The sequence below is a fragment of the Desulfovibrio sp. genome, assembly GCF_018379785.1.
In the GTDB taxonomy this organism is placed as follows: domain Bacteria; phylum Desulfobacterota; class Desulfovibrionia; order Desulfovibrionales; family Desulfovibrionaceae; genus Desulfovibrio.
The window spans coordinates 45527-71269 of sequence record NZ_JAGZUV010000019.1 but is presented as its reverse complement, the minus strand read 5'-3'; the positions used below and the strand labels follow the sequence as shown (position 1 = coordinate 71269).

The following is a 25743-nucleotide window of genomic DNA, read 5'->3' as shown; positions in this document are numbered from 1 at the left end:
TTTATGCTTGAAATGCTCGTTTACGGCGAGCAAAATCCTCCTGCTTGCGTTTCGCGGCAAGAATTCACAGAACGGTTGACGCATTTCATCGTCAACCGTTCTGACTTACTCCCCCCGCTCATGCGCCGCGCCGCGCGGCTTTTTACCGTATTTTACGGGCCGCTGGCGGCGCGGGCCGAAGTTCAGGGGCTTGCGCGGATGCGCGGCGCCCGTGCCGCTGTCGTCCACGACGGCGGTCACCCGCGTCCCGCAGATAAACACGCCGCGATTGAGCACCGCCAGCACATGCCCGGCCACTTCCTCGGCCACGTCCACCACGCTGTATTGCTGCCGGATGCCGATGGCGCCGATGTCGCGGCTTGATATGCCGGATTCCCCGGTGATGGCGCCCACCAGCTCGCGCGGGGAAACCTTGTGCGTATGCCCCACATTGACCCGCAGCCTGGTCATGGGCGCGCTGTTTTTCCGTCCGCGGGGATTCGGGCTGTCCCCGCCTCGGGCGTCCCGCGGATGCGAAGACGCGCCGTCCGGGACGGAGCGCCGGGGCGGTTCGGCGAAAACGTCGGGTTCACGGGACGCGTCCTGATTGCCGAAATCCCGCTGCATCAGGAGCTTGAGCAAAGCGGCGGCCATATCGCGGCCGGTGACTCCGCCTTCCGGAAAACGCTCGGCCAGAAAATCTTCCACCAGCGCCAGCCAGCGTTCCGGCGTTCCGGCTTCAACAGCTTGGCGCACTTCCTCCAGCAGCCGGGAGGTACGGATATTGTCCACGTCCCGCAGGGTCGGCAGGCGGCCCTGTTTGATGCGGGCCCTGGTGCAACGGATGATGTCGCGCAGCTTATACTGCTCGCGCATGGTGACAAAGGTAAAGGCGCTGCCCACGCGGCCCGCCCGTCCGGTGCGCCCGACGCGGTGCACATATTTTTCCACGTCATGCGGCATATCGTAATTGATCACCGCGTCCACATCGTCCACGTCAATGCCGCGCGCCGCCACGTCCGTGGCCACCAGAATCTCGAGGCCCTCCGTGCGGAAGCGCTGCATCACACGGTCCCGCTGCGCCTGGGCCAGATCGCCGTGCAGGCCGTCGGCCTGGTAGCCCCGCTGCTGCAGATGCGTGGTCACTTCATCAACACCGCGTTTGGTGGAACAGAACACCAGGGCTTTGCGGAATCCCTGCGAATCCAGAACCCGGCAGAGAGCGTCCATTTTCTGATACGGCCGCACCTCGTAGTAGGTCTGCTCAATGGCCGGGATGGTGAGCATTTTATGGGCAATGGTCAGCATTTCCGGTTCGCGCAGAAAGCGCTTGCTCAACTCCCGGATGGGCGGCGGCATGGTGGCTGAAAACAAAATCCGCTGGCAGCCGTCCGGGGTTTGCTCCAGAATGTCTTCAATATCCTCGCGAAAGCCCATGTCCAGCATCTCGTCGGCCTCGTCCAGCACCACGACGCCCACTTCGCCCAGGCGCAGCGTGCCGCGCCGCAAATGGTCGATGATCCGGCCCGGCGTGCCCACCACGACCTGCGCGCCTTTGGCCAAAGCCCGGAACTGCCGTTCAATGAGCTGGCCGCCGTACACGGGGAGAATGGTGACTCCCTTCCTCCTCGCGGCCAGCTTGCTCAGTTCCTCGGCCACCTGAATAGCCAACTCGCGCGTGGGGCAGAGCACCAGGGCCTGGACGCCCTTTCCGGAAAGGACTTTTTCCAGAATGGGCAGACCGAAAGCCGCTGTCTTGCCGGTGCCCGTCTGCGCCTGCCCGACCGCATCCCGCCCGGCCAGCAATGCCGGAATTGCCAATATCTGGATGGGAGAAGGCTCCTCAAAGCCCATATCCTTAACGGCGTCCAAAAGGTCTTGGGACAAACCCAGTTCTTCAAAAGATGCGGTCATGCTTTTCCTGTGGATAAAAAATTTGCGTAACGAGCGATCATAGCCCTATCCCGCCAGATGCACAATGAGCGCGAGCGCCATGCGCCATTACGGGCGCTTCCGGAAGCGGCGCCGCCCCTTCACTCCATATCTGAAATATTTCATTCCATATTTGCAAATTTCGCATGCCGAACCGGTTTCGTGCTAAAAATAACAATCAATAATTACAGCATATTAACATAACAAATCAGCATGGCATGCGGATTGCTGTTCCAAGGCATCACAACCGTGGAGCAGGCTATGTTTCTTCTGTTATTACTTGTGGCGGTCCTTGTCGGAGGACTCATCGGCACCGTGGGCGTGGGCGGCATTCTGCTGATTCCGGCCCTCAACGTCCTGGCCGGACTTTCAACGCACACGGCCATGGGTACGGCCCTGTTCAGCTTCATCTTCACCGGCCTGCTGGGCACCTGGCTGTTCTGGCGGCACGGCAGCATCGACTGGCGCATCACCATTCCCGTCTGTCTGGGCGGCCTGCTCTGCGGCTATCCCGGTTCCCTTGCCAATGCGGCGGCTCCGGCCCGTCTGCTGGACCTGCTGCTCGGGGCCGTGATCATCTTCGCGGGCGTCTACGCACTCTTTCCGGCCAAGGGCGGCCGTCTGGAATACCGGAGCATGAACGGCGGGGGCGATCTCAAGCAAAAGCTGTTCCTGCTGGCCATAGGCGGCGCTGTGGGCTTCGGCTCCGGCCTGACCGGCGTGGGCGGCCCGGTGCTCTCCGTGCCGCTGATGGTCATCATCGGCTTCTCGCCCCTCACGGCCATCGCCACCAGCCAGGTCATCCAGATCACCGCCGCCCTGTCCGGCAGCGCGGGCAATCTGGCCCACGGCTTCATCGACACGGGCACGGCCCTCTGGGTCACGGTCGCCGAGCTGGTGGGCGTTACGGTCGGCGCGCGCCTGGCCCACAGCATTTCCCAGGCATCCCTCAAGAAAGTGGTTTCCGTGGTCTGTATCGTGGTGGGCGCGTTCATCGTCCTGCGCGCCCTTCAGCTCATTCCAGCATAACAGCCGCATTCATGCGGCTGTTATGCGTCGGCAGCGGCGCGGACACGGCCGCCCGCTGCCGACGAAATGCTTCGCATTCCAACGCGACATCCCTGTCGCGGATTCCGGTTCCGGAAAAGACTTCAGACACTTTTCTCTGAAACCGGAAAAACACCCGCAAACGGCACAGGAGGAATTTCCATGCCCATCCGTCTCAAGGAACGCCCCATTTTCATGATCGGCGCCGAACGTTCCGGCACCACCCTGGTTATGGCCCTGCTGGGTTGCCATTCGCGCATCGCCGTGCCCGAAGTGGTCTGGTACTACCCGCGCTTCTATCCCTATCTGCACACCTACGGCGATCTCTCGCAGGAAAAAAATTTCCGCGTCCTGGCCGAGGAAATGGTCTTCGGCCTGAAAACCCCCTTCTGGGGCATGCGCGTCAATCCCCGCACCATCGTGGACGAAGTGCTGGAACTGGCCCCGGAACGCAGCTTCGCCGGACTCTACGCGGGCATGCACATGCGCTTCGCGCAGTATGCGAACAAGCCGCGCTGGGGTGAAAAGACCCCGCACAATCTCTATTTTGTGGGCCCCATGCACCATGACTTTCCGGACGCGCAGTTTATTTATATTACGCGCGACGGCCGCGACGCCTGCGTGGACTACATGGAATCCTCCTTCGGGCCCACCAACATCTACTGCGCGGCCCGATCCTGGAAACGCTGCTGGAATGCGGTCAGGGAGTGGCGCGAGCCGCTGCGGGACAAGGGCCTCTGGCTGGACGTGAAGTATGAGGAGCTGGTGCGCGAACCGCAACGGGTCATGCGCAACGTCTGCGAATTCCTGGGCGAGGATTTCGAAGACGGCATGTTCGATTTCTACAAGACCGATCTCTGCAAGGCGCGCGGCGCTTCGCGCGACCACGCCCCGCTGGGCAAGCCCATCAGCGACAAGTACGTGGGCATCCACAAAGACCTGCTCTCTCCGCGCGACCGGCGCATTTTCGCCGCCGTGGCCGGGAAGGAGCTGGAGGAAGCCGGCTACAAAAACGACGTGGAGCCGGAAATGCCTTCCGAGCGGATGATCGAGAAATACCTCGAATTCGACGGCCGCATCCGCGCCGCCACTCTGGACGGCTTTGAAGGCCATATCGTTTTTGAAAGCTACAACGACTGGCTCATCGACCAACGCGAAGAACGCCGCAAAAAAGGCGTCTGGAACCCGGCTGACGCGCCCGTGGTATTTCCCGCCGGAGATCCCGACGAGGAATACATCACGGGTCTGCGCGCCTCCGCCCGCTGGAAAAAACATTTTTCCATCAAGCGGCGCTATGTGGGCGACGTGGTGCTGTAGCGGCCACGCCATATCCGTGCGGACCGCACGGGAAAACTCTCCCCGGCGGGCCGGACCGCGGCCCGCCCGAAAAGCCCCGGAGAAAGCTCATGTCCGACTCCCCTTCCGCGGCGCGCCGCGTTCTGCTTATCCTGAGCGGCCCGGCCCTTCTGCTGCTGGCCCTCTGTCTGCCCTGCTTCGGCCCGCTCAACGCCCGTTTCGGCTTCGGCATCCTGTTCTGGATGGTCTGGTGGTGGATCACCACGGCGGTGGACATCAAACTGACCTGTCTCGTGCCCATTTTCGTGGTCTGCGTCTACAGCTACATGCCGTTGGGCAAGGTACTGGAAGCCTATGTGCACAAAGAGGCCGTACTCATTTTCGGAGCCACGGCCATCACTTCCGCCTGGGTGCGTTGGGGTTTCGCCAAGCGGCTTGCCCTGAACTTCCTGATGCGCGTCAGCGGCAACGTGCGCGCCCAGACCGCCGGTTGGTTCATCCTCTGCGGCGTCACGTCCTTTGTGGTGGGCAATACCACGGTGGCGGCCATGTTCGCGCCCGTGGCCGTGGCCTCGCTGATGTACGCGGGCTTCAACACGAACGAAGAGCGCTGGAACTCCAAGGCCGCGTCCAACATTCTCATCGCCGTGGCCTGGGGCGCCAGTGTGGGCGGCATGGCCACGCCCCTGGGCGGCGGCCAGTCCGTGGTGACCTACGGCCTGCTCAACAAATATCTGGGTTACAACATCTACTTCATCGACTGGACCCTGCGCATGCTGCCCGTTTCCATGCTGGTGGTGCTCGGCGTGGGCGTCATGATGTACTTCGCCAGGAGCTGGCGAAGCTCGGCCCCATGAGCTATGAGGAAAAAGTTTCCTTCTACGGCTTCGCCCTGGCCATCGCGCTGGCCGTGCTCCAGCCGCTCTACGCCCCGTATGCCAAGGGCCGCAGTGGGCCTGGCTCCAGCCCACCCAACTGTTCTGCATCATTCCCCTGCTCCTGCTGTTCTGGCCCTCCCGCGCGGCCAAAGGCGAAAGCATTCTTTCCCCCGGGACCTTGCGGGAGCATTTTCCGGTGACTATTCTCTTCATGTGGCCCGCGGCCGTGGCTCTGAGCAAAATTCTGGGCGCCACCGGGGCGTCCGCCGTGTTCGGCCAATGGATCACGGCCTTTGTGGGCGTCAGTGACACCTTTTCCATCGTGGCCTGGAGCGTGGCGGCCAACGCCCTTTCCCAGGTGACCAGCGACACGGCGGCAGCCGGGGTCATGGTGCCTCTGGCCATAGAAGCCATGGACCACTGGCGCGGCCTGCAATTCGGCGCGGTGCCCTGGGTCTGGATCACCGGCGCGGCCATCAGCTGGAGCTATGCCGTGGCTTCGGCCACCGGCGCGCAGGGCATTGTGGCCGGTTACGGAGCCAACCTGCGCACCATGTTCCTCTGGGGCCTTGTGGCGGCGGCGGTCTCCGTGGGCATCACCATCCTCTACTTCTGGCTGACCGTGGTGGTGATGGGCCTGGACTTCTACATTCTGCCGCCCGCGTAAGCCGTCCCCTTTCCCGCATGCCGGGCCTCTCACAGGGGGAGGCCCGCCCCTCCGTTACCGTGCCCGCCCGCAAGGCGGGCGCGGTCGACCTTTTCCGAGGGCGGCGGCCACAGCCGGAACACCATCCGGCATTCCCGGCAACCTCCTCCACGGAATACAGCCATGCGCAACGATTCCTTTCGCTTCGCCTTTGTCTCCAACTCCCTGCCCGTGGCCCAAACCGTGCGCGACTACGCCGCTGCGCGCCAGCTGCACATGGAAATCCGCCTGGCGACCATGGAGGAAGCCCTGCCCGTGGCCCGCGCCCTGCTGGACGACGGCACGGACGTGATCCTGGGCGGCGGAGGCACCGGCAAACTGCTGCGCCGCCATTTGCGCCGTCCGGTGGTGACCATCGCCCGCAGCCATCTGGACATCCTCGAGGCCCTGATCAGCGCGCGCGAATACACGCGGCATATCGCCTGCACCTGCTATGGCGCGGTGCCCCGCTGGCCCGCCCTGTTCGCCGAACTGCTGCACGTCCGCCTGCTGCCCGTGTCCTTCACCACCACTCAGGAGTTGGCGGCCGGGATCAGCCAGGCCGTGGCCCAGGGCGTGGGCTGCGTGGTGGGCGGAGGCATCTGCGCCGAAATCGCCCAGGCCCAGGGCTGCCGGGGCGTGGTGGTCAAGCCGGGAGAGGAGGCCCTGGAACGGGCTCTGGACGAGGCCCTGAATATCGCCCGCTCCCAGCAACAGGACCGGGAACAGACCGCCTGGCTGCGCGGCGTGCTGGAATCCCTGCACGAAGGCATTGTGGGCGTGGACACCGAGGGCCGGACGGCCACCAGCAACCGCGCCGCCGAAGCTCTGCTGGAAGGGATGTCCGCTTCCGTTGCCGACGGCACCGGCCTGCCGGAGAGCCTGGGCATCGCCAAAGCCCTGAAAACCGGCCGGGGGGAGGAGGGCATCATCCGCCGCGTCAACGGCCGGGAGCTGGTCATCAATACCCGGCCGGTGCTGGTGGACGGCAAATTGCGCGGCGCGCTGGCGGCTTTTGCCCCGGCCGCGCGTCTGCGCGACCTGACCCGCAAGCTCAAAAATCGCAGTCAGCGCGGCTTCACGGCCCGCCATAGTCTGGACAGCCTGTTGGGCACAAGCCCGGCCATGCGCTCCTTGCGGCTTCAGGCCGCCCGTTTCGCGGATGCGGACGCGGCCCTGCACATCCACGGCGAAAGCGGCACCGGCAAGGAACTGCTGGCGCACGCCCTGCACCAGGCCGGACCGCGCAAAAACGGCCCCTTTGTGGCCCTGAACTGTGGCGCGCTGCCCGAAACCCTGCTGGAAAGCGAACTCTTCGGCTATGACGAGGGTGCGTTTACCGGCGCGCGGCGCGGCGGCAAGGAAGGCCTGTTTGAAATGGCCCAGGACGGCACCATCTTTCTGGACGAAATCGCGGACATCAGCCCGGCCGTGCAGATCCGCCTGCTGCGCGTGCTGGAAACCGGCGAAATCTTCCGCCTGGGCGGCGACAGGCCCATTGCCGTCAATGCCCGCGTCATCAGCTCGTCCTGGAAAGACCTGGTGGAAGAGGTCCGGGCCGGACGCTTCCGGGCGGATCTCTACTACCGCCTCTCCCTGCTGCGCCTGCAAACGCCGCCCCTGCGCGAGCGGCCGGAAGACATCCCCGCGCTGGCCCGGCATATGCTGGACAGACTGGCCATGGCGCGCAAAGAGCTTTCGCCGCGCGCCCGGCGCCTGCTGGCAAACTATGCCTGGCCCGGCAACGTGCGCGAGCTGGACGCCCTGTTGCGCCGCTACTGCCTGCTTTCAGACGCCGACGCCTGTGACGAAGCCCTGTTGGAAAAGTTGCTCGACGATCTGCGCGCCACCCAGGGCCGCCTGGCCCCCGCCGTTTCGTCTTCCGGCTCCGCCGGGGCAACAGAAAGCCCCTCGCCCCCGGCCGGCGATACGCTCGGACGGGGCGGCCTCAAGGAACGCCTGGAAGGCCTGGAGCAGGAAATCATCCGCGCCGAACTGGAAAAATGCGCGCACAATCGCGGCCGCGCCGCCAAAAATCTGGGCATCAGCGCCAATACCCTCTGGCGCAAAATGAAAGGCGGCCCGCGCTAGTGCCACTTGGCGCCCCTCCGTGCGTGTTTCCGTTCGGGAATGAAAACGCGCCCGGGTTCTAAAAAAAATCTTGAAAAAAGAGCTCTCTCGTTGCATTGTTCGCCTCGAAGCCCAGTCGCGGGCTCCGGCGCTTCCGCCCCTTTGCGGTGGACGTTTTTTTGCGTCCGCCGCTCCGTCCCGCGTGCGGCTTTGATCGTGCATTGTTACGGAGAACCACATGGAATTCAGCTTTTTTTCGATGATCGCCCAGGCAAGCCTGATAGCCAAGGCCGTGCTGGCGCTTCTGGTGCTCATGTCCATCGGCAGTTGGGGGATGATGATCCAGAAGTTCATCGCGCTCAACGCCGCCAGCCGTAAGGCCCTGAGCGGCGCCGAGCGCTTCGACAAGGCGGCCAGCCTGCGCGAGGCGGTGCAGTCTCTGGGTTCCGACCCGGCCTCGCCGCTCTATTACATCGCCCATCAGGGCGTGCTGGAGTTCAACCGCTCCAAGGAGCTGGGCAATTCCAGCGAAGTGGTGGTGGACAATGTGCGCCGCGCCCTGCGCCAGGGCGTGGCCAGCGAACTGGCCCGCCTGCAGCGTTCACTCTCACTTCTGGCGACCACGGCCAACACCGCGCCCTTTATCGGCCTGTTCGGCACGGTCTGGGGCATCATGAATTCGTTCCATTCCATCGGCATGCTCAAGTCCGCCTCCCTGGCCACGGTGGCGCCGGGCATTTCCGAAGCCCTGGTGGCCACGGCCATCGGCCTGGGCGTGGCGGTGCCCGCCACGGTCGGCTTCAACATCTTCATGGGCAAACTCTCCCAGGTGGACACCCTGCTGGTCAATTTCGCGGGCTTCTTCCTGAACCGCGTCCAGCGCGAGCTCAACGCCCACCGCCCCGTGCAGCGCGCGGGCGCCACGGAGCTGTAGTCATGGGCGCGAGCCTCGGCAACAGCAAATTCGTCTCGGAGATCAACGTCACGCCCTTTGTGGACGTGATGCTGGTGCTCCTGATCATCTTCATGGTCGCCACGCCCATGATGAGCCAGGGTCTGGACGTGGACCTGCCCCAGACCAAACAGGTGGAAGTGCTGCCAACCGAGGCGGACCACATGGTCCTCACCGTGCGGCGGGACGGCAAGATCTTTCTGGACGAATACGGCGTGGACAGCATGGAAGACCTGGAGGGCTATCTCCAGCGCCTGGTCAAGGAAAAGAACAAGAGTCTCTTTTTGCAGGCCGACAAGGAAGTGCCCTACGGCATCGTTGTGGAAGTCATGGGGCATATCAAGGCCGTGGGCATTGAAAAGCTGGGCGTGATGGCCGAACAGCCCGAGGGCGCGGCCCCCGGCGGCGCGAAGCCCGCTGCCGCCGGAACCCGGAAGTAGGTTCGCATGCGCCTGGCCTCCTACGTTCTTTCCTTCTGCCTGCACCTGGCGGCCTTCCTGCTGATCTGGTTCTGGCCCAGCCATCCGCCGGTACGGCTGGACACGCCGCCGGTGATGATCAGCCTGGTGGAAGGCGCGCCCGGCGGCAACCGGACGCCCTCGCCCATTCTGGGGCATATGGGCGAACCGGGGGACGGACCCAAGGCCCCCACCCCGCCCGCGCCCAAAAATGAAATCGCCGCGCCCGCGCGGGAAGAGGTCAGGGAACCCGCGCCTGTGCCCGCGCCGCCCAAGGAGGCCGCGCCGGTCAAACGGCCCGATCCCGTGAAGGAGCCCCCCAAGCCGGTACCAGCCAAGGAAGAAGCCACTCCGGTGGCCCAGAAAAAGAAAGACCTGCCCAAGAAGGAAGAAGCGCCCAAGGAAGAACCCAAGAAGCAGGAAAAAAAGGAAGAGCCCAAGAAGGCCGACAAGACGAAAAAAGACGAGAAGTCCAAGAAAGACGGCAAAGCCAAGGAAGATCCCATTGCCGCCGCCTTGCAGAAGGCCCGCAAGGCCACTTCCCGCGCCGATTCGGGCGACCGGGGCAACGCCATCGAGCAGGCTCTGGCCCAGGCCCAGCGCAAGGCCGGGGGCAATCGCGGCGGAGGCGGCGGCGAAGGCGACGGCCCCGGCGGTGGCGGTCTGGGCGATGTTTATATGGGCCAGGTCATGCTGGCCGTGCGCCCCAACTGGGGCTTCGCCGCGGCCGGGCGGGTCAACCTGAGCTGTGTGGTCAAGGTCCGGGTGGACATGCAGGGCAAAGTGCTCCAGGCTGAAATCAGCCAGAGTTCGGGCAACTCGCAGTACGACGCCTCGGCGGTCAACGCTGTGGTACGTACCGGCCAGGCCGGGGAATTCCCGCCCCCCCCGTCGGCCGAGTACACGGACCTGGACCTGGTATTCACCTTCGACGAACTCATGGGTCGCTAATCTGAGGAGAACGACGCACATGCCATTCATCTTGCGCACGGGTCTTGCGGTCCTGCTCACAGCCCTGCTTTTCGCGGCGGTTCCGGCTGCCGGAGCAAGCCTGGCGGCGGCAGATCAGAACGGCGGCTACTCCGGCAAGGTGCTGGACAAGGTCATCGCGGTCTGGGCGCCGCCCCCGGCGCTCAAGGGCGAATTTGAAGTCAGGCTGAAAGTTTCCCTGGACGGCCGGGGCAAGGTGCTGAACTGCGCGCCCACCAAGGCCTCGGGCATGGAAGCCCTGGACAGTTCCGCCTGCGGCGCCGTGCGCCAGGCGGCTCCGTTCGGCACGCCGCCCTACGGCATGCCCCTGGACGTGCATCTGGCCTTCTGGACCGGCATGCCCAAGGGCAAGGCCAAAGCCGAACCCCTTTCCAATGAAGAGGCCATGCGGGCCGAGGTTATCGCCCGCGACAAGGCCGAGCGGCTCATGGGCCAGCAGCGGGCCAGTTCCGTCGAGGAGCGCGCCCGGGAACGCGCCGAGGCCATTGCCAAAAGCGCGGGGCAGCCCTTGCCCGAGGTCGCGCCCGCGCCCGTGGCCCCGCCGCGAACCAAGGCGGCAGCCGATGCCGGAACGCGGAAAAAGGCCGCCAAAGGGCCGCAGGCCGGTCTGAGCCCGGACAGCCCGGCCACCGAAGCCATCAAACCCGCCAAGGAAAAGCCCGCCGCCCCCAAAGCGGCCGGAACCGGAGCCGCGCCGCCCGCGCCATCGGGCACGGGCCTCTCCGAAGAGGAAATGCGCCTGGATCTCTCCGACGCGTCCGCCGGACATGCGGCAGCCTCCGCGGCGGGCACGCCGCAGACCGGACAGGCCGGGCCCCATAGCATGGCGCAGGACCAGTACGGCCCGCGCTACCGCAAGTATTTTTCCACCATTACCTGGAATCTGCGCAACGCCATGTTCATTCCCGCGGAAACAGCGCCGGGCACCTATTATGCCACGGTGCGTCTGCAGGTGGACGCCGCGGGCGCCATCAAGAAATCCACCCTGCTGCAGGGCAGCGGGGACCAACGACTTGACAAATTCGTGCTCCAGGGCATACGCCGGGCGGGCAGCGTGGAGCCACCGCCCGCAGGCCTCGGCAACACGTTGGATCTCACCTTTACACTGGTGCGCCGCTGACGCGCGCCGACCGAATTGAGGAATACCGAGCCATGAAAAAAACCCTTCTTCTCCTGGCCCTGGCTCTCTCCGTGGCGCTGGGGCCGTTGACCGGCACCAGGGCCGAGGCGGCCATGCGCGTGGATATCATGAATCCCGGCCAGAATATCGTCAATCTGGCTTTGGCCGCCCCGCTCAAGGGCCCCCAGGTTCAGGCCACGGGCATGGGCGCGGAATTGCAGACCCTGGTGGAACAGAATCTCAGCTTCCTGCCCTTCATGCGCCTCACGGACCCCAAAGCCGTGCTGGGCGGCGTGGTGCTGGCGGGCTACGAACCGCCCTCCCTTGACTTCAAGCGCTTCCAGCTGGCCGGTTCGGACATCGTGGTCACCACTTTCTGGCCCGACGGCGACAGCGGCACCAAACCCGTCCAGATCCGCGCTTTTGAAACCAATACCGGCGGCCGCCTGTTCGGCAAGGAATATCCCAAGGTCAACAAGCGCGATCTGCCCGAAGTGGCCGACCGCTTCTGCGCCGACCTGCTGGAAGCCCTGACCGGCAACGGCGCCTTTTTCCGTTCCACCCTCGCTTTTGTGAAGAAAACCGGCAAAATGAGCGCCAACGTCTGGCTGGTCAAGCCCACGGGCCGCGATCTGCGCCAGATCACCAACATTCCGGGCGAGGCCCTTTCCCCGGCCTGGTCCCCGGACGGCCGCTTTGTGGTCTTCAGCCACATCGACCCCAAATCCCATGCCCTGGGCGTGTGGGACCGCTCCACCGGCAAGGTGCAGCGCATCCGCTTCCCCGGCAACGTGGTCATCGGCCCGGCTTTCATGCCCGACAACAAAGTGGCTGTGGCCCTCTCCAACGGCAAGTATCCGGTCATTTTCCTGCTCAACCACGTTTTTCAGAAAGAACGCGTGCTGGAACAGAGCAACTCCATCAACGTTTCGCCCACCTTTGACAGCACGGGCACCAAGATGGCCTTCACCTCATCCCGCCTGGGCGGCCCGCAGATCTTCCTCAAGGATCTGAACAGCGGCAGCATCACCCGGGTGAGCAAGAACGGCACCTACAACACCGAAGCCAATCTCTCCCCGGACGGCACCCTGGTGGTCTACAGCCGGATGACGGATTTCGGCCACCGCATTTTCGTGCAGGACATGCTCACGGGCATGGAGCGCCAGATCACCTTCGGGCCCGGCAGCGACGAACAGCCTTCCTTCTGCGCGGACAGCTACTTCATTGCCTTTGCCTCCACTCGCGGCGGCGGACGCGGCATCTACCTGACCACCCGCCACGGCGGCGACGCCAAGCAGGTGCCCACCGGCGGCGGCGCGGCCTCTTTCCCGCGCTGGGGCATGCCGGTAACGCAGAAGTGATTTTTCGCTGAATACGGCGGGAAGACGTATTTTTACCCGGTCATCTGAATTTTTTCAGAGGCCGGGTAAAAAAAATTTTACGAATCAGCCCTCCATGCCTTGACAAAAATAGAAGGGCAGATACCATCTCTTTCGCGTGGTCAAGGGATCACGCGTTGTGCAGAAAGGAAAGGTACTTTTTTTGGAGTATGAGCTGTTCAGGAGGACACACATGAAACGCTACGCTCTTATTCTCGCTCTGGTTATGGCCCTGGCCGCCGGTTTCGGCTGCGCGAAGAAAACCACCGGTGAACCCGGCTACGATGACGGCCTGACCCCCGAAATGCGCGCCGCCATTCAGCAGATCACTGATGCCCGCGTGTACTTCGCTTTCGACAAATTCAACATTCAGCCCGAATACAAAGACATGCTGAAGACCAAGGCTGAGCTGATGAAGAAATACCCCAGCATTCGCGTGCGCATTGAAGGCAACTGCGACGACCGCGGCACCCAGGAATACAACCTGGCCCTCGGCGAACGCCGTGCCCGCGCCGCCTATGAATATCTGGTCACCTTGGGCGTGAACCCCAGCCAGCTTGAAATGATCAGCTACGGCAAGGAAAATCCGGCCGTTCAGGGCACCGGCGAAGCCGTGTGGGCCAAGAACCGCCGCGACGACTTCCGCGTGATCGCCCACTAGGCATCCGCTGATTCCGTCTCTTCAAGGCCGCCCTCACGGGTGGCCTTTTTTTGTTCCGGGCCGACCGTCCGCCGGTCGGGCAGGATCATTCCGTTCTCCGCTCGTAGGCAGAATGATTCTGTAGCTATAATAAGTTATCTTTCAAAGGGAATCGTTCTATGGGCTTGTCATACAGATGAGGTATTCCGGGCCCTGCGGGCGCAGTGGCTTTACGCCATCCGGCGTTTGGGCCGGACGCTTGCGGCCCGTCCCGGCTCAAGCTACACTGTTTGCCCGGCGCGTCCCGAGCGCCGCGAACAGCCGCAACCCAAGGACATTCTCATGAAGATAGTCATTCTCGACGGTGCCATACTCAATCCCGGCGATGTGGATTGGGGTCCCATAGAAGCTCTGGGCGACGTGACCGTGTACGAGGACACCGCCAAAGAGCAGTTGGCGGAACGAGCCAAAGGCGCCGACGTCCTGCTGGCGAACAAAACCTGCCTGCGCCGCGACGATCTCCCCATTCTGGACAGCGTGCGCATGGTGGGCGTGCTGGCCACAGGCTATAATACAGTGGATGCGGAGGCTTTTGCCGAGCGCAATATTCCGGTCTGCAACGTGGTGGCCTATGGCGTGGACGACGTGGCCCAGCACGCCATGGCCCTTTTGCTGGAACTCTGCCGCCACACCAGCCAGCATACCGAAAGCGTCAAGGCCGGCGACTGGGAACGGGCCGAGCAATGGTGCTACTGGAAATATACTCCCCTCTGCCTGGAAGGACTGAGCATGGGCATCGTCGGTTTCGGCTCCATCGGCCGCCGGGTGGGCGAACTGGCCCATGCCTTCGGCATGAGCGTGCTGGCCCACTGCCGCTCGCCCAAAAATCCGCCGTCCTACAGTCCCTTTGCTTTTGCCTCCCTGGACCAGGTTCTGGCGGAATCCGATGTCATCTCCCTGCACTGTCCGCTCACGCCCCAGACCCGCAACCTGATCAACGCCAAGAGCCTGGCTAAAATGCGCAGGGGGGCTATCTTGCTGAATACCGCGCGCGGTCCGCTGGTGGACGAGGCGGCCGCCGCCGAGGCCCTGAAAAGCGGGCAATTGCGCGGCCTGGGCACGGACGTGCTCTCCACGGAACCCCCCAGCCGGGACAATCCCCTGCTCAGCGCTCCCAATACTCTGATCACCCCGCATATCGCCTGGGCCACGGTTAAGGCCCGCCAGAACATCATTGACCTCACGGCGGAAAATATCCGCCGCTGGCAGGAGGGCAACCCGGTCAATGTGGTCAACGGCGTGGGCAGGGCCTGAAGCGGCCCTCAGCCGTCGACGCCGTCAACCCGCCCGGAAGCGCCCCACGGGGCATGAATCTCTTTGTCGCAACGGCGAGAGAGGTTCAAGTGTAACTGCTCTAATGGCAAACCCGCATGCCGTCAACGACAGGCGGAACAGAACCATGTCCGGGCGCGCCGCCTCTGCGAGCTGCAACATATGTTCATTGATATCCATACCCACGCCTTCCATCCTAAAATCGCATACAAGGCCGTGGACCACCTTAACAATTTCTACAACGTGGCCTGCGCCGGCGACGGCACCATCGATCATCTGCTGGCCCGCGAAAAGCACGCCGGAGTGGACAAATGCGTGGTGCTCTGCGCCGCCACGGCCCCGGCCCAGGTCATTCCGGCCAACAATTACGCCATGAGCCTGCAAAAAGCCCATGCCGAAGTCATCGGCTTCGGCACCCTGCACCCCGGCTACGCCAACTGGGAGGCGGAGCTCCAGCGCATCAAGGCGGCCGGGCTGCGCGGCCTGAAACTCCACCCGGACTTTCAGGGCTTCTGGCTCAACGACCCGCGTCTGCTGCCCATTTTTGAAGCTGCTCAAAAGGATTTTATTTTTGAAATCCATATCGGCGACAACATCAGCCCGGAGAAAAATCCTTCCTGCCCGTACAAACTGGCGGCCATTCTGGATGCTTTTCCGGACCTGACCATTATCGCGGCTCATCTGGGCGGCTACCGCATGTGGGAACACGCAATGAAGGTTCTGGGCGGGCGGCGGCGCGAAAACCTCTGGTTCGACACCTCCAGCGTCACCCCCTTTGTGACGCCGGAGGAACTGCGCGCCCTGCTGGCCGCCTTTCCCCAGGAACGCCTGCTCTTCGGCACGGACTGGCCGCTGTACGACCCCGAGGAAGAGCTGGAGCGCCTGCAGCGCATGGCCGGGCTGGACGACGCACGGCTGGAGGCGGTTATGAGCAACGCCGAACGGCTTTTCGCGGCCCGGGGTCCGGCCCTGGCGTGAACGGCGGATGCCGGGAGACGGGCAAAGCAGCATTGACAGGCCGCCCTCTTTGCGGGTAAAGCATAGCTCAAGCCGGGCGGCGGCAACACTGCCAACTCCGTCAGGTCCGAAAGGAAGCAGCGGCAACAGCCGTTGCCGGGTGTCCGGCCCACAAAAAACGCGACAACTAAAGTTGTCGCGTTTTTTGCGTTCGTGGAACGGGCGATCTCAAATCCGCAAGGCTACTCCGGCGCGCCGAACGGCATGGGCGGAAACTCCCGCTCGCCCGGCTGGGCCGGGACCGCCTGATCCATGGCGGCAAAAGCCTCTTCGCCTTCCCCGGCTTTACGCGCGGCCATCAGGTCAACCTGATAGATACTGCGCATTTCTTCCAGATGCGAGCGCATGGCCTGTTCGGCCAAGTCCGAATTACGCTTTTTCAGGGCCTCAAAGACGGCCACGTGCGCGGTGTACGAGCGCTCGCTCTGCCGCCGCACCTGCATGGAGGCATACAGGGGCGTGATCAGCCAGCCGCCGAAGCCCTCGGCCAGCAGCCCCAGAAAAGGATTGTCCAGAAATTCCACCAGAGCCCGGTGAAAGGCGATATCCGCCTCGGCAAAGGACCGGATTTCCGATCTGTCCAGAAAATTCCTCTGATTGGCGAGAATATCCTTCAAGGCCTTCAACTGCTCGTCCGTCACCTGATGCGCCAGTTGCCGGGCCACGGAGGTTTCAAAAAAGAGGCGCAGATCGTGCAGCTGCCGCCAGCCGTCCGGGGAACTGGAATAAATCTGCAAGGTGGCCCGCATCTCCCCCAGCAAGGGTTTGAGCGTCAGCTTGCAGACCCGGGCGCGCATGCCCGGCGATATTTCTATCAGTCCCATGCGGCCCAGCGCGGACAAGGCCTCGCGCACCGCAGGCCGCCCCACGCCGAACTCCTCCATGAGTTCGCGCTCGGAAGGCAGCTTCTGCCCTTCCTGGTAGATGCCCGCCCGGATATCCTCGAGAAGACAGGTCAAGACCTCGGTATGCACCCGTGGGCGCTGAATATTTCGCCGCCTGTTCCCAAGTATTTCTGTATAGTTGTTTTTCATGCGTATCGTTGGTAAGGTGTGAACAATCGGTGAAAAAAACTATGCCAGCGAGTTCAGTGTGCCCCGCTGCCACATTTTTGTAAACCCGGCTGAACAAATTCGGAAAAAGTTGTTGAGGGCGAAGTTTCTTTGTACTTTTTTTGGTATGACATGTTGACTTGTTAATAGCAATAGCCTATTCAGAATGAAACGGCAAAAAGCCGCGCCGCCCGGCGATCCGCCGGGCAGGCAGGCGGGCGCAAACGGGTTTATGCGGCCGAATGTCCCTCCGGGGGCCGGTCCGTCCCGAAGCACTTCCGCGAGGAGAGATGCGCGCCGGAACAATGTCGCCCTGGTTGACGTGGTTGAGGTAATTTTCAGACGATTTTTATCCACAGGAGTCCTCACATGGCTGTTATGCGTTCCATCTTCTATGTGCCCGGTAACAATCCCAAATTCATTGAAAAAGCGCCCTCCATCCCCGCTGACATCATCACGCTGGACCTGGAAGACTCCGTGCCCCCATCGGAGAAGGAAAACGCCCGCAAGATGATCGTCGAGAACATGAAGTACGCCGCCAGCGGCGGCTCCCAGGTGTATGTGCGCATCAATAACTGGGAAACCGAAATGACCGACGATGACCTTGAAGCCGTGGTGCAGCCCGGCCTGGACGGCGTGACCCTGGCCAAGACCGGCCATCCCGACGACGTGAAGCGCCTGTCCTGGAAGCTGGAAGAGCTGGAACGCCGCCGCGGCATGGAAATCGGCTCCGTGAAAATCTCCATGCTGCTGGAAACGGCCAAGGGCATCATGAACGCCTATGAATGCTGCCTGGCCAGCCCGCGCAACGTCAACGCCATTTTCGGCGCCGTGGACTACTGCCGGGACATGCACGTCAAAATCACCAACGAAGCCGTGGAGCAGCTCTGGGGCCGCGCCAAGGTCGCCATTGCCTGCCGCGCCGCCGGTCTTGTGGCCATCGACGCCCCCTTCGTGTCCTATAAAGATACCGAAGCCTTTGAGCGCAACGTGCGCGACGGCCTGCAGATGGGCTACGGCGGCCGCATGATCATCCATCCCAGCCAGGTGGAGCCCTCCAACCGTCTGTACTCCCCGGACCCGGCCGACGTGGAATGGGCCCAGGGCGTGGTGAAAGTGTTTGAGGAAGAAGGCCTCGCCAAGGGCAAGGCCGCCGTGTCCTACCTGGGCAAGATGGTTGATACGCCCGTGTATGACAACGCCAGAGACATCCTGGCCGCCCAGGCTGAAATCGACGCCAAGAACAAGAAATAAACGCGGCGCTGCCGCTGCGGGTTCCGGGCAGCGTGTCCGGAACCCGTTCAACCGGGGCCGTCTGACGCGCGAATGCATTGCGGCATTTCCGGCTCCGCCACCCGGATTGCTTCCAAGGAGAGAATCTATGTCTCGAATCAAAAATCTGCGTGAAGAAGCCCTGGCCATGCACAAGAACTATCAGGGGAAAATCGAAGTCCGGGTCAAGGTGCCGGTACGGGAAACTGACGATCTGACCCTGGCCTATTCGCCCGGCGTTGCCGAGCCCTGCATGGAAATCCACAAGAATCCGGCTGACGTGGATACCTACACCAACCATTCCAATTTCGTCTGCGTGGTGTCCAACGGCACGGCCGTTCTGGGCCTCGGCGACATCGGTCCCGCCGCCGCCATGCCGGTCATGGAAGGCAAATCCCTGCTCTTCAAGACTTTCGGCGATGTGGACGCCTTCCCTCTGTGCGTCAACACCAAGGACACCGCCAAAATCGTCGAAATGGTCGAGCTGCTCGCTCCCACCTTCGGCGGCGTGAACCTTGAGGACATCAAGGCTCCCGAATGTTTTGTGATCGAGGACAGCCTGAAGAAAAACGGCGTCTTCAAGGGCCCCATTTTCCATGACGACCAGCACGGCACCGCCGTGGTCACCCTGGCCGGGCTGATCAACGCCCTGAAAGTCGTGGGCAAGAAGCTGGAAGACGTCAAGGTGGTCACCAGCGGCGCGGGCGCGGCGGGCATCGCCATCATCAAGCTGCTCATGGCCGTGGGCCTCAGGAACGTGATCATGTGCGACTCCAAGGGCGCCATCTGGGAAGGACGTCCCGAGGGCATGAATCCCTACAAGGACGAGATCGCCAAGCGCACCAACCCTGAAAAGGTCAAAGGCGGCCTGGCCGAAGCCATCAAGGGCGCCGACGTCTTCATCGGCGTGTCCGCCCCCAATTCCCTCAACGAGGACATGATCCGCAGCATGGCCAAGGATCCCATCGTCTTTGCCCAGGCCAACCCCATTCCGGAAATCTGGCCCCTGCAGCGCGCCTATGACGCCGGCGCCAAGGTGGTTTCCACCGGCCGTTCCGACTGCCCGAACCAGATCAACAATGTTCTGGCCTTCCCCGGCATCTTCCGCGGCGCCATCGACGTGCGCGCCACGGACATCAACGACGCCATGAAGATCGCGGCCGCCTATGCCCTGGCCGACATGGTCAAGCCCGAGGAACTGGGCCCGCAGATGATCATTCCCTCCACCCTCAACCCCGATGTGGCTCCGATGGTCGCCGCGGCTACCGCCAAGGCCGCCATGGACAGCGGCATCGCCCGTGTGAGGATCGACCCCGCCGTCGTGGCGGAAAATTTGCGGAAGCGCCTGGCCAAGCAAGTGCGCGCCTGAGCATGTCGCTCGGACAATCCTCTAACCCTGTTGGGGAAAATGTATGTTGAGTGATTCCCTTGCCAAGGAATTCGAGGCCATCGTCGGTAAGGAAAATGTCTTTACCAGTGAAGCTGACCGCCAGAACTACGCCTATGACTCGTGCGTGTGGGCTCCGTGCATTCCCGGCGGCGTGGTGCGTCCTACCAGAACCGAACAGCTTGGCCCGATCATCGAGCTCTGCTACAAGGAAGGCCTGCCCATGACCGTGCGCGGCGCGGGCACCAATCTTTCCGGCGGCACCATTCCGGACACCACCGACACCATCGTCATTCTGACCACCGCGCTGAACCGCATTCTTGAGATCAATACGGAAGACCTCTACGCCATTGTGGAGCCCGGCGTCATCACCGCTCCCATGGCCGCCAAAATCGCTTCCATGGGCCTCTTTTATCCCCCGGATCCGGGTTCCATGTCCGTGTCCACCATCGGCGGCAACGTGGCCGAGAACTCGGGCGGCCTGCGCGGCCTGAAATACGGCACCACCAAAGACTACGTCATGGGCATGGAAGTCTATGCCAATACCGGCGACCTGGTGCGTTGCGGCTCGCGTTGCGTGAAATGCGCCACGGGCTATGCCATTTCTCCCCTTCTGGTGGGCAGTGAAGGCACTCTGGCCGTCACCAGCCAGGTGACCCTGAAACTCGTGCCCCCGCCGAAGGCCTCCAAAGCCATGATGGCCCTGTTCAAGGACATGCAGTCCGCCTCCAAGGCCGTGGCCGCCATCATCTCCGCGCACGTGGTGCCGTGTACCCTGGAATTCCTGGACCACGCCACCATCAACTACGTGGAAGACTATGTGAAAATCGGCCTGCCCCGCGACGCCGGCGCCATGCTGCTGGTGGAAGTGGACGGTCACCCCGCCCAGGTCGAGGACGACGCCGCCGTTGTGGAAAAGGTGCTCAAGGAATGCGGTTCCACCGAAGTGGTCGTGGCCAAGGACGCCGAACAGAAAAAGAACATCTGGGAAGCCCGCCGCGTGGCCATTCCGGCCCTTGCCCGCGCCAAACCCACCTTCATGATGGAAGACGTCACCGTGCCGCGCTCCAAGATTCCGGCCATGATCGCGGGCCTGGAAAAGATCGCCAAGGACCGTAACGTGACCATCGCCACCTTCGGCCATGCCGGCGACGGCAACCTCCATCCCGGCATTCTCTGCGACAAGCGCGACAAGCAGGAATGGGCTCGCGTGGAACTGGCCGTGGACGATCTCTTCAACCTCGGTCTCGAACTCAAGGGCACGCTTTCCGGCGAGCACGGCATCGGCCTGGCCAAGAAACAGTGGCTTGAGCAGGAAACCTCGCGCGGCTCCATCATGTTCTCGCGCCGCTTGCGCAACGCCTTTGATCCCAAGGGCTTGTTCAATCCGGAAAAAATCGTCGGGGCCCGTGGGTAGAAAATCCGCCGGGGCGGCCTTTGGCCGCCCCGAACCATAAATCTCAAGCAAGCCGGACGGACGGCAGACATTTTCCGTCCGGCACAGGGGCTGGAGCATGAACGATCTTACCAGGCTTGCCAATTCGTTGATGGCTCTGGACGACAAGCTGGTCTCCTGCATGAAATGCGGCTTCTGCCAGGCCTTCTGCCCGGTTTTTGACGAAACCGGCGAAGAAGGCGACGTAACCCGAGGCAAAATCGCCCTTGTGGAAAACCTGGCCCACCTTGTCATTCAGAACCCCGAAGCCGTTTACGAGCGGCTCTCCCGCTGTCTTCTCTGCGGCGGCTGCAACTTCAGCTGCCCGGCGGGCGCGCCCACGATGGAGATCTTCCTTGAAGCGCGCGCCATTGTAGTCAGCTACCTGGGGCTTTCGCCCCTCAAAAAAGCTATTTTCCGTACCTTGCTGCCCAATCCGAAACTGCTCAACACCTTGATGAAAGTCAGCTCGCCCTTCCAGGGGCTGTTCATCAAGAAGGACAACTCGCCGCAGAATACGGCCTGCGTGCCCATGTTCAAGGCTTTCATCGGCGAGCGGCACATCCCCATGCTGGCCAAAAAGACGCTCTCGGCCAAACTGGGCACCCGCGACACCCCGGCCGGAAAAAGCGGCCTGCGGGTCGCCTTCTTCCCGGGCTGCATGGGCGACAAGATCTACACCGACATGGCCGAAGCCTGTCTGAAGGTCTTCGACTATCACGGCGTGGGCGTCTACATGCCCGACAATCAGGCCTGCTGCGGCATTCCGGCGCTGACTTCCGGCGACCTGAAGAGCTTCGGCAAACTGGCCCGCTACAATCTGGACGTGTTCAGCAAGAGCAAGTTCGACTATATCGTCACGCCCTGCTCTTCCTGCACCGCCACCATCAAGGAACACTGGCAGAACGCCGAGGATCTCACCCCGGCCCAGCGCGACTTCGCCCGCTCGCTGAGCGAAAAGGCCATGGACATTAACGCCTTTGTGGTGGACGTGCTCAAGGTCACGCCTCCTGAGGGCGCGGGTCAGGGCAAGACCAAGGTCGCCTACCACGAATCCTGCCATCTGATGAAATCCCTGCGCGTCAGCAAACAGCCCAAGGATCTCATCAATATGAACCGGGATTACCAGCTCGTGCCCATGAATGAAGCCGACCACTGCTGCGGCTGCGGCGGTACCTTCACTCTGACTCAGCCCGAGCTTTCCGCCAAGATCGGCCAGCGCAAACGCGACAATATCGTGGCCAGCGGCGCCGAAGTGGTGGCCATGGGCTGTCCGGCCTGCATGATGCAGATCTCGGACATGCTCGCCCGCAACCGCGACTCGGTCAAAGTCAAACACACTATTGAAATCTACGCGGACTCCCTGCGCTAAAAAACAAGGCCGCTCCCCCCGCCGGCGGGGGGAGCGGCCGGACCGGGAGCTGTTTCTAAAATTCAGAAACAGCCCGTCCCGCAGGTTTTGCGCCGCTGCCCGCGGCGGAGCCGCCGGGCGGAAAGGTACAAAAATCAGCCGCTCATCGGCGCGGCACACCTCCGGACGGCTCCCGGGTTTCGGCCGCGCCGACAAAACGATGCCCGCGCCGCTCTCCACGACGCCGGAGAGGAGCGGCAGTCCCCCTGATTTCAATCTCCGGCCCAGAGACCGATCAGCGCGAGCTGTCCGGGAAGCCCTTTCCGGCGGACAATGTTGCGGCCCAACGCCCGACTTTTCCAGCAATACCCGGCCATAACGCGTTTTGACGCAACCTCTTTCCCTCGACAGGCAACCTTCAGGAGACAGCCAATGAAACTGAACAAAACAGGCGAAGCCGGAGCCGCTGAAAGCGGCGACATTCTCGTGACCGTCGCCCCCGCCGAGGAACCGGGCCTTCAGATAGAACTGAGCGGCAAATCGGTCATCCTCAAGCAGTTCGGCAGGCAGATCAGGGAACTGATCCGGAAAACCGCCGAAGAAAACGGCGCGGAAAACGCCCGGATCAGCGCCAAGGACAACGGCGCTCTTGACTGCACCATCAAAGCCAGAGTCCGCGCCGCCATCCAGCGGGCCGTATAAAGGAGTCGGCAGCATGAAAAGCATTTTGCTCATCAACGGCAACGACCCCAAAGCCCTGCTCAATTCCACGCTCTACGGGGCCGACGCCGTGGCCTATGACCTGCATGAAGCCGTGGACGCGGCCGACAAGGACGCCGCGCGCCTGCTGTTGCAGGAAGCTCTGGCCTTTTTCGATTTCGGGGACAGCGGCGTCTTTGTGCGCGTGAATCCCCTGTCCGAAGGCGGCGTGGAAGACATCGCCGTGGCGGGCAAGGGCAAGCCCCAGGCCTTCATCCTGCCGCGGGCCGATGCGAAAAGCCTGCCCAAGGCGGATGCGGCCGTTGCCGCGCTGGAAGCCGAAAACGACTTCGCGCCCGGCTCCGTCAAACTGATTCCCGCTGTGGAATCCGTGGCCGCCGTGGAGAACGTCAGCGCCCTGCTGGCTTCCTGCCCCAGAATCGCCGCCGTGGTGTTCAATGCCCGGAATTTCCTGAAAGATCTGGGCGTGGCCGACACAGGCGACGCCATGCAGATTCTCCACGCCCGCAGCAAGGTGGCCCTGGCCTGCCGGGCGGCCGGCGTTCCGGCCATTGACCGCCCCTGGTATGACGCCAAGGATCGCGCCGGTTTTGAAGCCGACGCCCGCAATGCCCGGGCCTTGGGCTTTACCGGCAAGCTGGCGGCCAACGGCGGCCAGGTGCCGCTGATCAACGAAATTTTCGCCTGACGTCCCGGCCCCTCCGGCGGCCCGTCCGCCCGCCGCGCGAAGCCATACTGACGCGCCCGGGCAGCAAGCATCCAGATAACGGAAAAGGGAAAAGAGCATGAAAAATATCCTCGGCCGTGAAATCCCCGAATTCATCGAGGGCTATGGTCAGGTAAAGCCGTTTAAAGGCGCCTACGCCAGCATCGATTCCAGAACCAGGACCACCATCACCCGCCGTTCGGTCAAGCCCGGCAACAAACTGGAATCCGGCGACGCCAAGCTGCTGGCCTCCATTGAGGAGGCCGTGGAGAAAACCGGCCTCAAGGACGGCATGACCGTGTCCTTTCACCACCATCTGCGCAATGGCGACTACGTGACCAACATGGTCATGAAGGTCATTGCCGACAAAGGCATCAAAGACATCCACGTGGCGGCCACCGGCATTTTCGCCTGCCACGAGCCGCTGGTGGAATATATCAAATCCGGCGTCATCACCGCCATTTCGGTCAACTACATTTCGCCCGGCCCGGTAGCCAAGGCCATCACCAAGGGCCTGCTGCCCAAACCGGCGGTGTTCCGCAGCCACGGCGGCCGCCCGCGCGCCGTGGAAGCGGGCGATCTGCACGTTGACGTGGCCTTCATCGCCGCGCCCTGCTGCGACGATTACGGCAACATCAACGGCACCCAGGGCAAATCCGCCTGCGGCGTGCTGTCCTACATCTATCCCGACGCCCAGTACGCCGACCAGGTGGTGGCCGTGACCGACAACCTGGTGCCCTATCCGGCCTGCCCCATTGAAATCTCCCAGGATTTCGTGGACTACGTGGTCGCGGTGGATTCCATCGGCGACCCCAACGGCATCGTCTCCGGCACCACCAAAGTCACGTCCGATCCCATAGGCCTGAAGATCGCGGCGGCCGCCGCCGAACTTATTGACGCGACCGGCTACATCAAGGAAGGCATGTCCTGCCAGACCGGCGCGGGCGGCACGTCCCTGGCCGTGGCCGCCGAAATCAAGAAACGCATGCAGGCCAAGGGCGTGGTGGGTTCTTTCGGCGCGGGCGGCATTACCGCCTACTTTGTGGAAATGCTCAATGAGGGCCTGTTCCGCGCGCTCTTCGACGTGCAGGACTTCGATCTGGTCTCCGTGGCTTCGGCGGGCAGCAATCCCAAACATATGGCCATGAGCGGTTCGCTGTACGGCAATCCGCACAACTGCGGTCCGGTGGTCAACAACCTGGATATCATGATCCTGGGCGCCACGGAAATCGACACGGACTTCAACGTCAACGTGGTCACCGGTTCGGACGGCACCATCATGGGCGCTTCCGGCGGGCACAACGACACGGCGGCGGGCAGCAAAATCTCCATTGTGGTCACCAACCTGCTCAAGGGCCGCCTCTGCGTGCTGCGCGATCACGTCACCACCGTGACCAGCCCCGGCGAAACCATCGACGCTCTGGTCACGGACCGGGGCATCGCCATCAATCCCCGCCGGACCGATTTGCTGGAAAAACTGAAAGACTCCAAGCTGCCGATCATGGACATCCGGAAACTCAAGGAAATCGGCGACAAGCTGGCAGGCAAGCCGGACCCCATCGAATTTACCGACAGGATCGTGGGCGTGGTGGAATACCGCGACGGCACGGTCATTGACGTAGTCAGGCAGCCCAAGTAAGGGCAAGCTTCCCGGCATGCCGCCGGGAACAATAACATTGCATTCCCTCCGGCCGGGCGCTGACACCCCGCCCGGTTTTCGGCACACAGAAGGCGCGCGGAAGTTCCGCGCGCCTTCTGTGTCTGCTGACAACGTCGGCAGACACGAAAATCAGAGCAGGTCGCGGCTTTGCCGCGCCGTTAGCTGCCCGGCAGCGCAGCGGCTGATTTTCGTGTCTTTCCACCCGGCGGCTGAGCCGCCGTTGGTGGCGCAAACCACGCGAAGCGGGGTTTGTCATCAATCCGAGAGGCGCGCGGAACTTCCGCGCGCCTTCTGTGTGCCGGGCAAGGGCGCGCCGTTTGGACGGAACACGGATCACCTCAAAGGCCGGTCGGAGCGACTCCGACCGGCCTTTGAGGTGATCCGC

The 25743-nt window shown here is 62.9% G+C and carries 22 protein-coding genes and 1 other RNA gene; 21 read left to right on the top strand and 2 right to left on the bottom strand.

The window, feature by feature from the left end; translation table 11 throughout:
- Window positions 1-105: 105 nt before the first annotated feature.
- Window positions 106-1893, bottom strand: a complete 1788-nt coding sequence (locus KH208_RS05975) for a DEAD/DEAH box helicase (RefSeq protein WP_291434689.1) — start codon at window positions 1891-1893, stop codon at window positions 106-108.
- A gap of 279 nt (window positions 1894-2172) precedes the next feature.
- Between KH208_RS05975 and KH208_RS05970 the strand changes: the two genes are divergently transcribed.
- The 14 genes from KH208_RS05970 (at window position 2173) to ffs (ending at window position 15890) form a co-directional block, all read left to right on the top strand.
- Window positions 2173-2940 (top strand): sulfite exporter TauE/SafE family protein, encoded by a 768-nt coding sequence (locus KH208_RS05970; RefSeq protein WP_291434687.1) that lies wholly within the window; start codon window positions 2173-2175, stop codon window positions 2938-2940.
- Window positions 2941-3120: 180 nt separating this feature from the next.
- Complete coding sequence (locus KH208_RS05965; RefSeq protein ID WP_291434685.1) at window positions 3121-4275, top strand: sulfotransferase; 1155 nt, start codon at window positions 3121-3123, stop codon at window positions 4273-4275.
- 89 nt (window positions 4276-4364) lie between these two features.
- Window positions 4365-5111 (top strand): SLC13 family permease, encoded by a 747-nt coding sequence (locus KH208_RS05960; RefSeq protein WP_291434683.1) that lies wholly within the window; start codon window positions 4365-4367, stop codon window positions 5109-5111.
- A 217-nt stretch (window positions 5112-5328) separates the two neighbouring features.
- Window positions 5329-5799, top strand: coding sequence for a hypothetical protein (locus KH208_RS05955; protein WP_291434681.1), 471 nt, complete (start codon window positions 5329-5331; stop codon window positions 5797-5799).
- Between the two features lie 162 nt (window positions 5800-5961).
- Window positions 5962-7908: a sigma 54-interacting transcriptional regulator gene (locus KH208_RS05950; RefSeq protein WP_291434679.1), complete on the top strand. Its 1947-nt coding sequence runs from the start codon at window positions 5962-5964 to the stop codon at window positions 7906-7908.
- A 217-nt stretch (window positions 7909-8125) separates the two neighbouring features.
- Complete coding sequence (locus tag KH208_RS05945) at window positions 8126-8821, top strand: MotA/TolQ/ExbB proton channel family protein (protein ID WP_008686141.1); 696 nt, start codon at window positions 8126-8128, stop codon at window positions 8819-8821.
- 2 nt (window positions 8822-8823) lie between these two features.
- A complete protein-coding gene (locus tag KH208_RS05940; protein ID WP_291434676.1) occupies window positions 8824-9279 on the top strand; it encodes an ExbD/TolR family protein in 456 nt (151 codons plus the stop codon).
- Window positions 9280-9285: 6 nt separating this feature from the next.
- Window positions 9286-10248, top strand: coding sequence for a cell envelope integrity protein TolA (locus KH208_RS05935; protein WP_291434674.1), 963 nt, complete (start codon window positions 9286-9288; stop codon window positions 10246-10248).
- Window positions 10249-10267: 19 nt separating this feature from the next.
- Window positions 10268-11407 (top strand): TonB family protein, encoded by a 1140-nt coding sequence (locus tag KH208_RS05930; RefSeq protein ID WP_291434672.1) that lies wholly within the window; start codon window positions 10268-10270, stop codon window positions 11405-11407.
- Window positions 11408-11439: 32 nt separating this feature from the next.
- Window positions 11440-12768 (top strand): translocation protein TolB, encoded by a 1329-nt coding sequence (locus KH208_RS05925; RefSeq protein WP_291434670.1) that lies wholly within the window; start codon window positions 11440-11442, stop codon window positions 12766-12768.
- Window positions 12769-12979: 211 nt separating this feature from the next.
- Window positions 12980-13447 (top strand): peptidoglycan-associated lipoprotein Pal, encoded by a 468-nt coding sequence (gene pal / locus KH208_RS05920; protein ID WP_008686147.1) that lies wholly within the window; start codon window positions 12980-12982, stop codon window positions 13445-13447.
- Window positions 13448-13768: 321 nt separating this feature from the next.
- Window positions 13769-14740 carry a D-2-hydroxyacid dehydrogenase gene (locus KH208_RS05915; protein WP_291434668.1) on the top strand — a complete coding sequence of 324 codons (972 nt, stop codon included), beginning with the start codon at window positions 13769-13771 and terminating at the stop codon, window positions 14738-14740.
- 180 nt (window positions 14741-14920) lie between these two features.
- Window positions 14921-15736 (top strand): amidohydrolase family protein, encoded by an 816-nt coding sequence (locus KH208_RS05910; RefSeq protein ID WP_291434666.1) that lies wholly within the window; start codon window positions 14921-14923, stop codon window positions 15734-15736.
- Window positions 15737-15804: 68 nt separating this feature from the next.
- An RNA gene (gene ffs / locus KH208_RS05905) (signal recognition particle sRNA small type) lies at window positions 15805-15890 on the top strand.
- Window positions 15891-15957: 67 nt separating this feature from the next.
- On the opposite strand, the gene KH208_RS05900 is transcribed toward ffs, so the two are convergent.
- Entirely contained in the window at window positions 15958-16734 is a 777-nt protein-coding gene (locus tag KH208_RS05900; RefSeq protein ID WP_291434664.1) for an FCD domain-containing protein, read from the bottom strand.
- 462 nt (window positions 16735-17196) lie between these two features.
- Here KH208_RS05900 and KH208_RS05895 point away from each other — a divergent pair, with 462 nt between their 5' ends.
- The 7 genes from KH208_RS05895 to citF all read left to right on the top strand — a co-directional run bounded on the left by KH208_RS05895 (window position 17197) and on the right by citF (window position 25337).
- A complete protein-coding gene (locus tag KH208_RS05895; protein WP_291434662.1) occupies window positions 17197-18081 on the top strand; it encodes a CoA ester lyase in 885 nt (294 codons plus the stop codon).
- A 136-nt stretch (window positions 18082-18217) separates the two neighbouring features.
- On the top strand, window positions 18218-19468 hold the full coding sequence (locus KH208_RS05890; RefSeq protein ID WP_367114943.1) for an NADP-dependent malic enzyme: 1251 nt from the start codon (window positions 18218-18220) through the stop codon (window positions 19466-19468).
- A 43-nt stretch (window positions 19469-19511) separates the two neighbouring features.
- Window positions 19512-20903, top strand: coding sequence for an FAD-linked oxidase C-terminal domain-containing protein (locus KH208_RS05885; RefSeq protein ID WP_291434658.1), 1392 nt, complete (start codon window positions 19512-19514; stop codon window positions 20901-20903).
- A 97-nt stretch (window positions 20904-21000) separates the two neighbouring features.
- The gene (locus KH208_RS05880; RefSeq protein ID WP_291434656.1) at window positions 21001-22293 is read left to right on the top strand and encodes a (Fe-S)-binding protein; all 1293 of its coding nucleotides are present in this window, start codon (window positions 21001-21003) and stop codon (window positions 22291-22293) included.
- 411 nt (window positions 22294-22704) lie between these two features.
- Complete coding sequence (citD, locus tag KH208_RS05875) at window positions 22705-22974, top strand: citrate lyase acyl carrier protein (RefSeq protein WP_291434653.1); 270 nt, start codon at window positions 22705-22707, stop codon at window positions 22972-22974.
- Between the two features lie 13 nt (window positions 22975-22987).
- Entirely contained in the window at window positions 22988-23680 is a 693-nt protein-coding gene (locus KH208_RS05870) for an aldolase/citrate lyase family protein (protein WP_291434651.1), read from the top strand.
- 97 nt (window positions 23681-23777) lie between these two features.
- Window positions 23778-25337 (top strand): citrate lyase subunit alpha, encoded by a 1560-nt coding sequence (citF, locus tag KH208_RS05865; RefSeq protein WP_291434649.1) that lies wholly within the window; start codon window positions 23778-23780, stop codon window positions 25335-25337.
- Window positions 25338-25743: the final 406 nt, after the last annotated feature.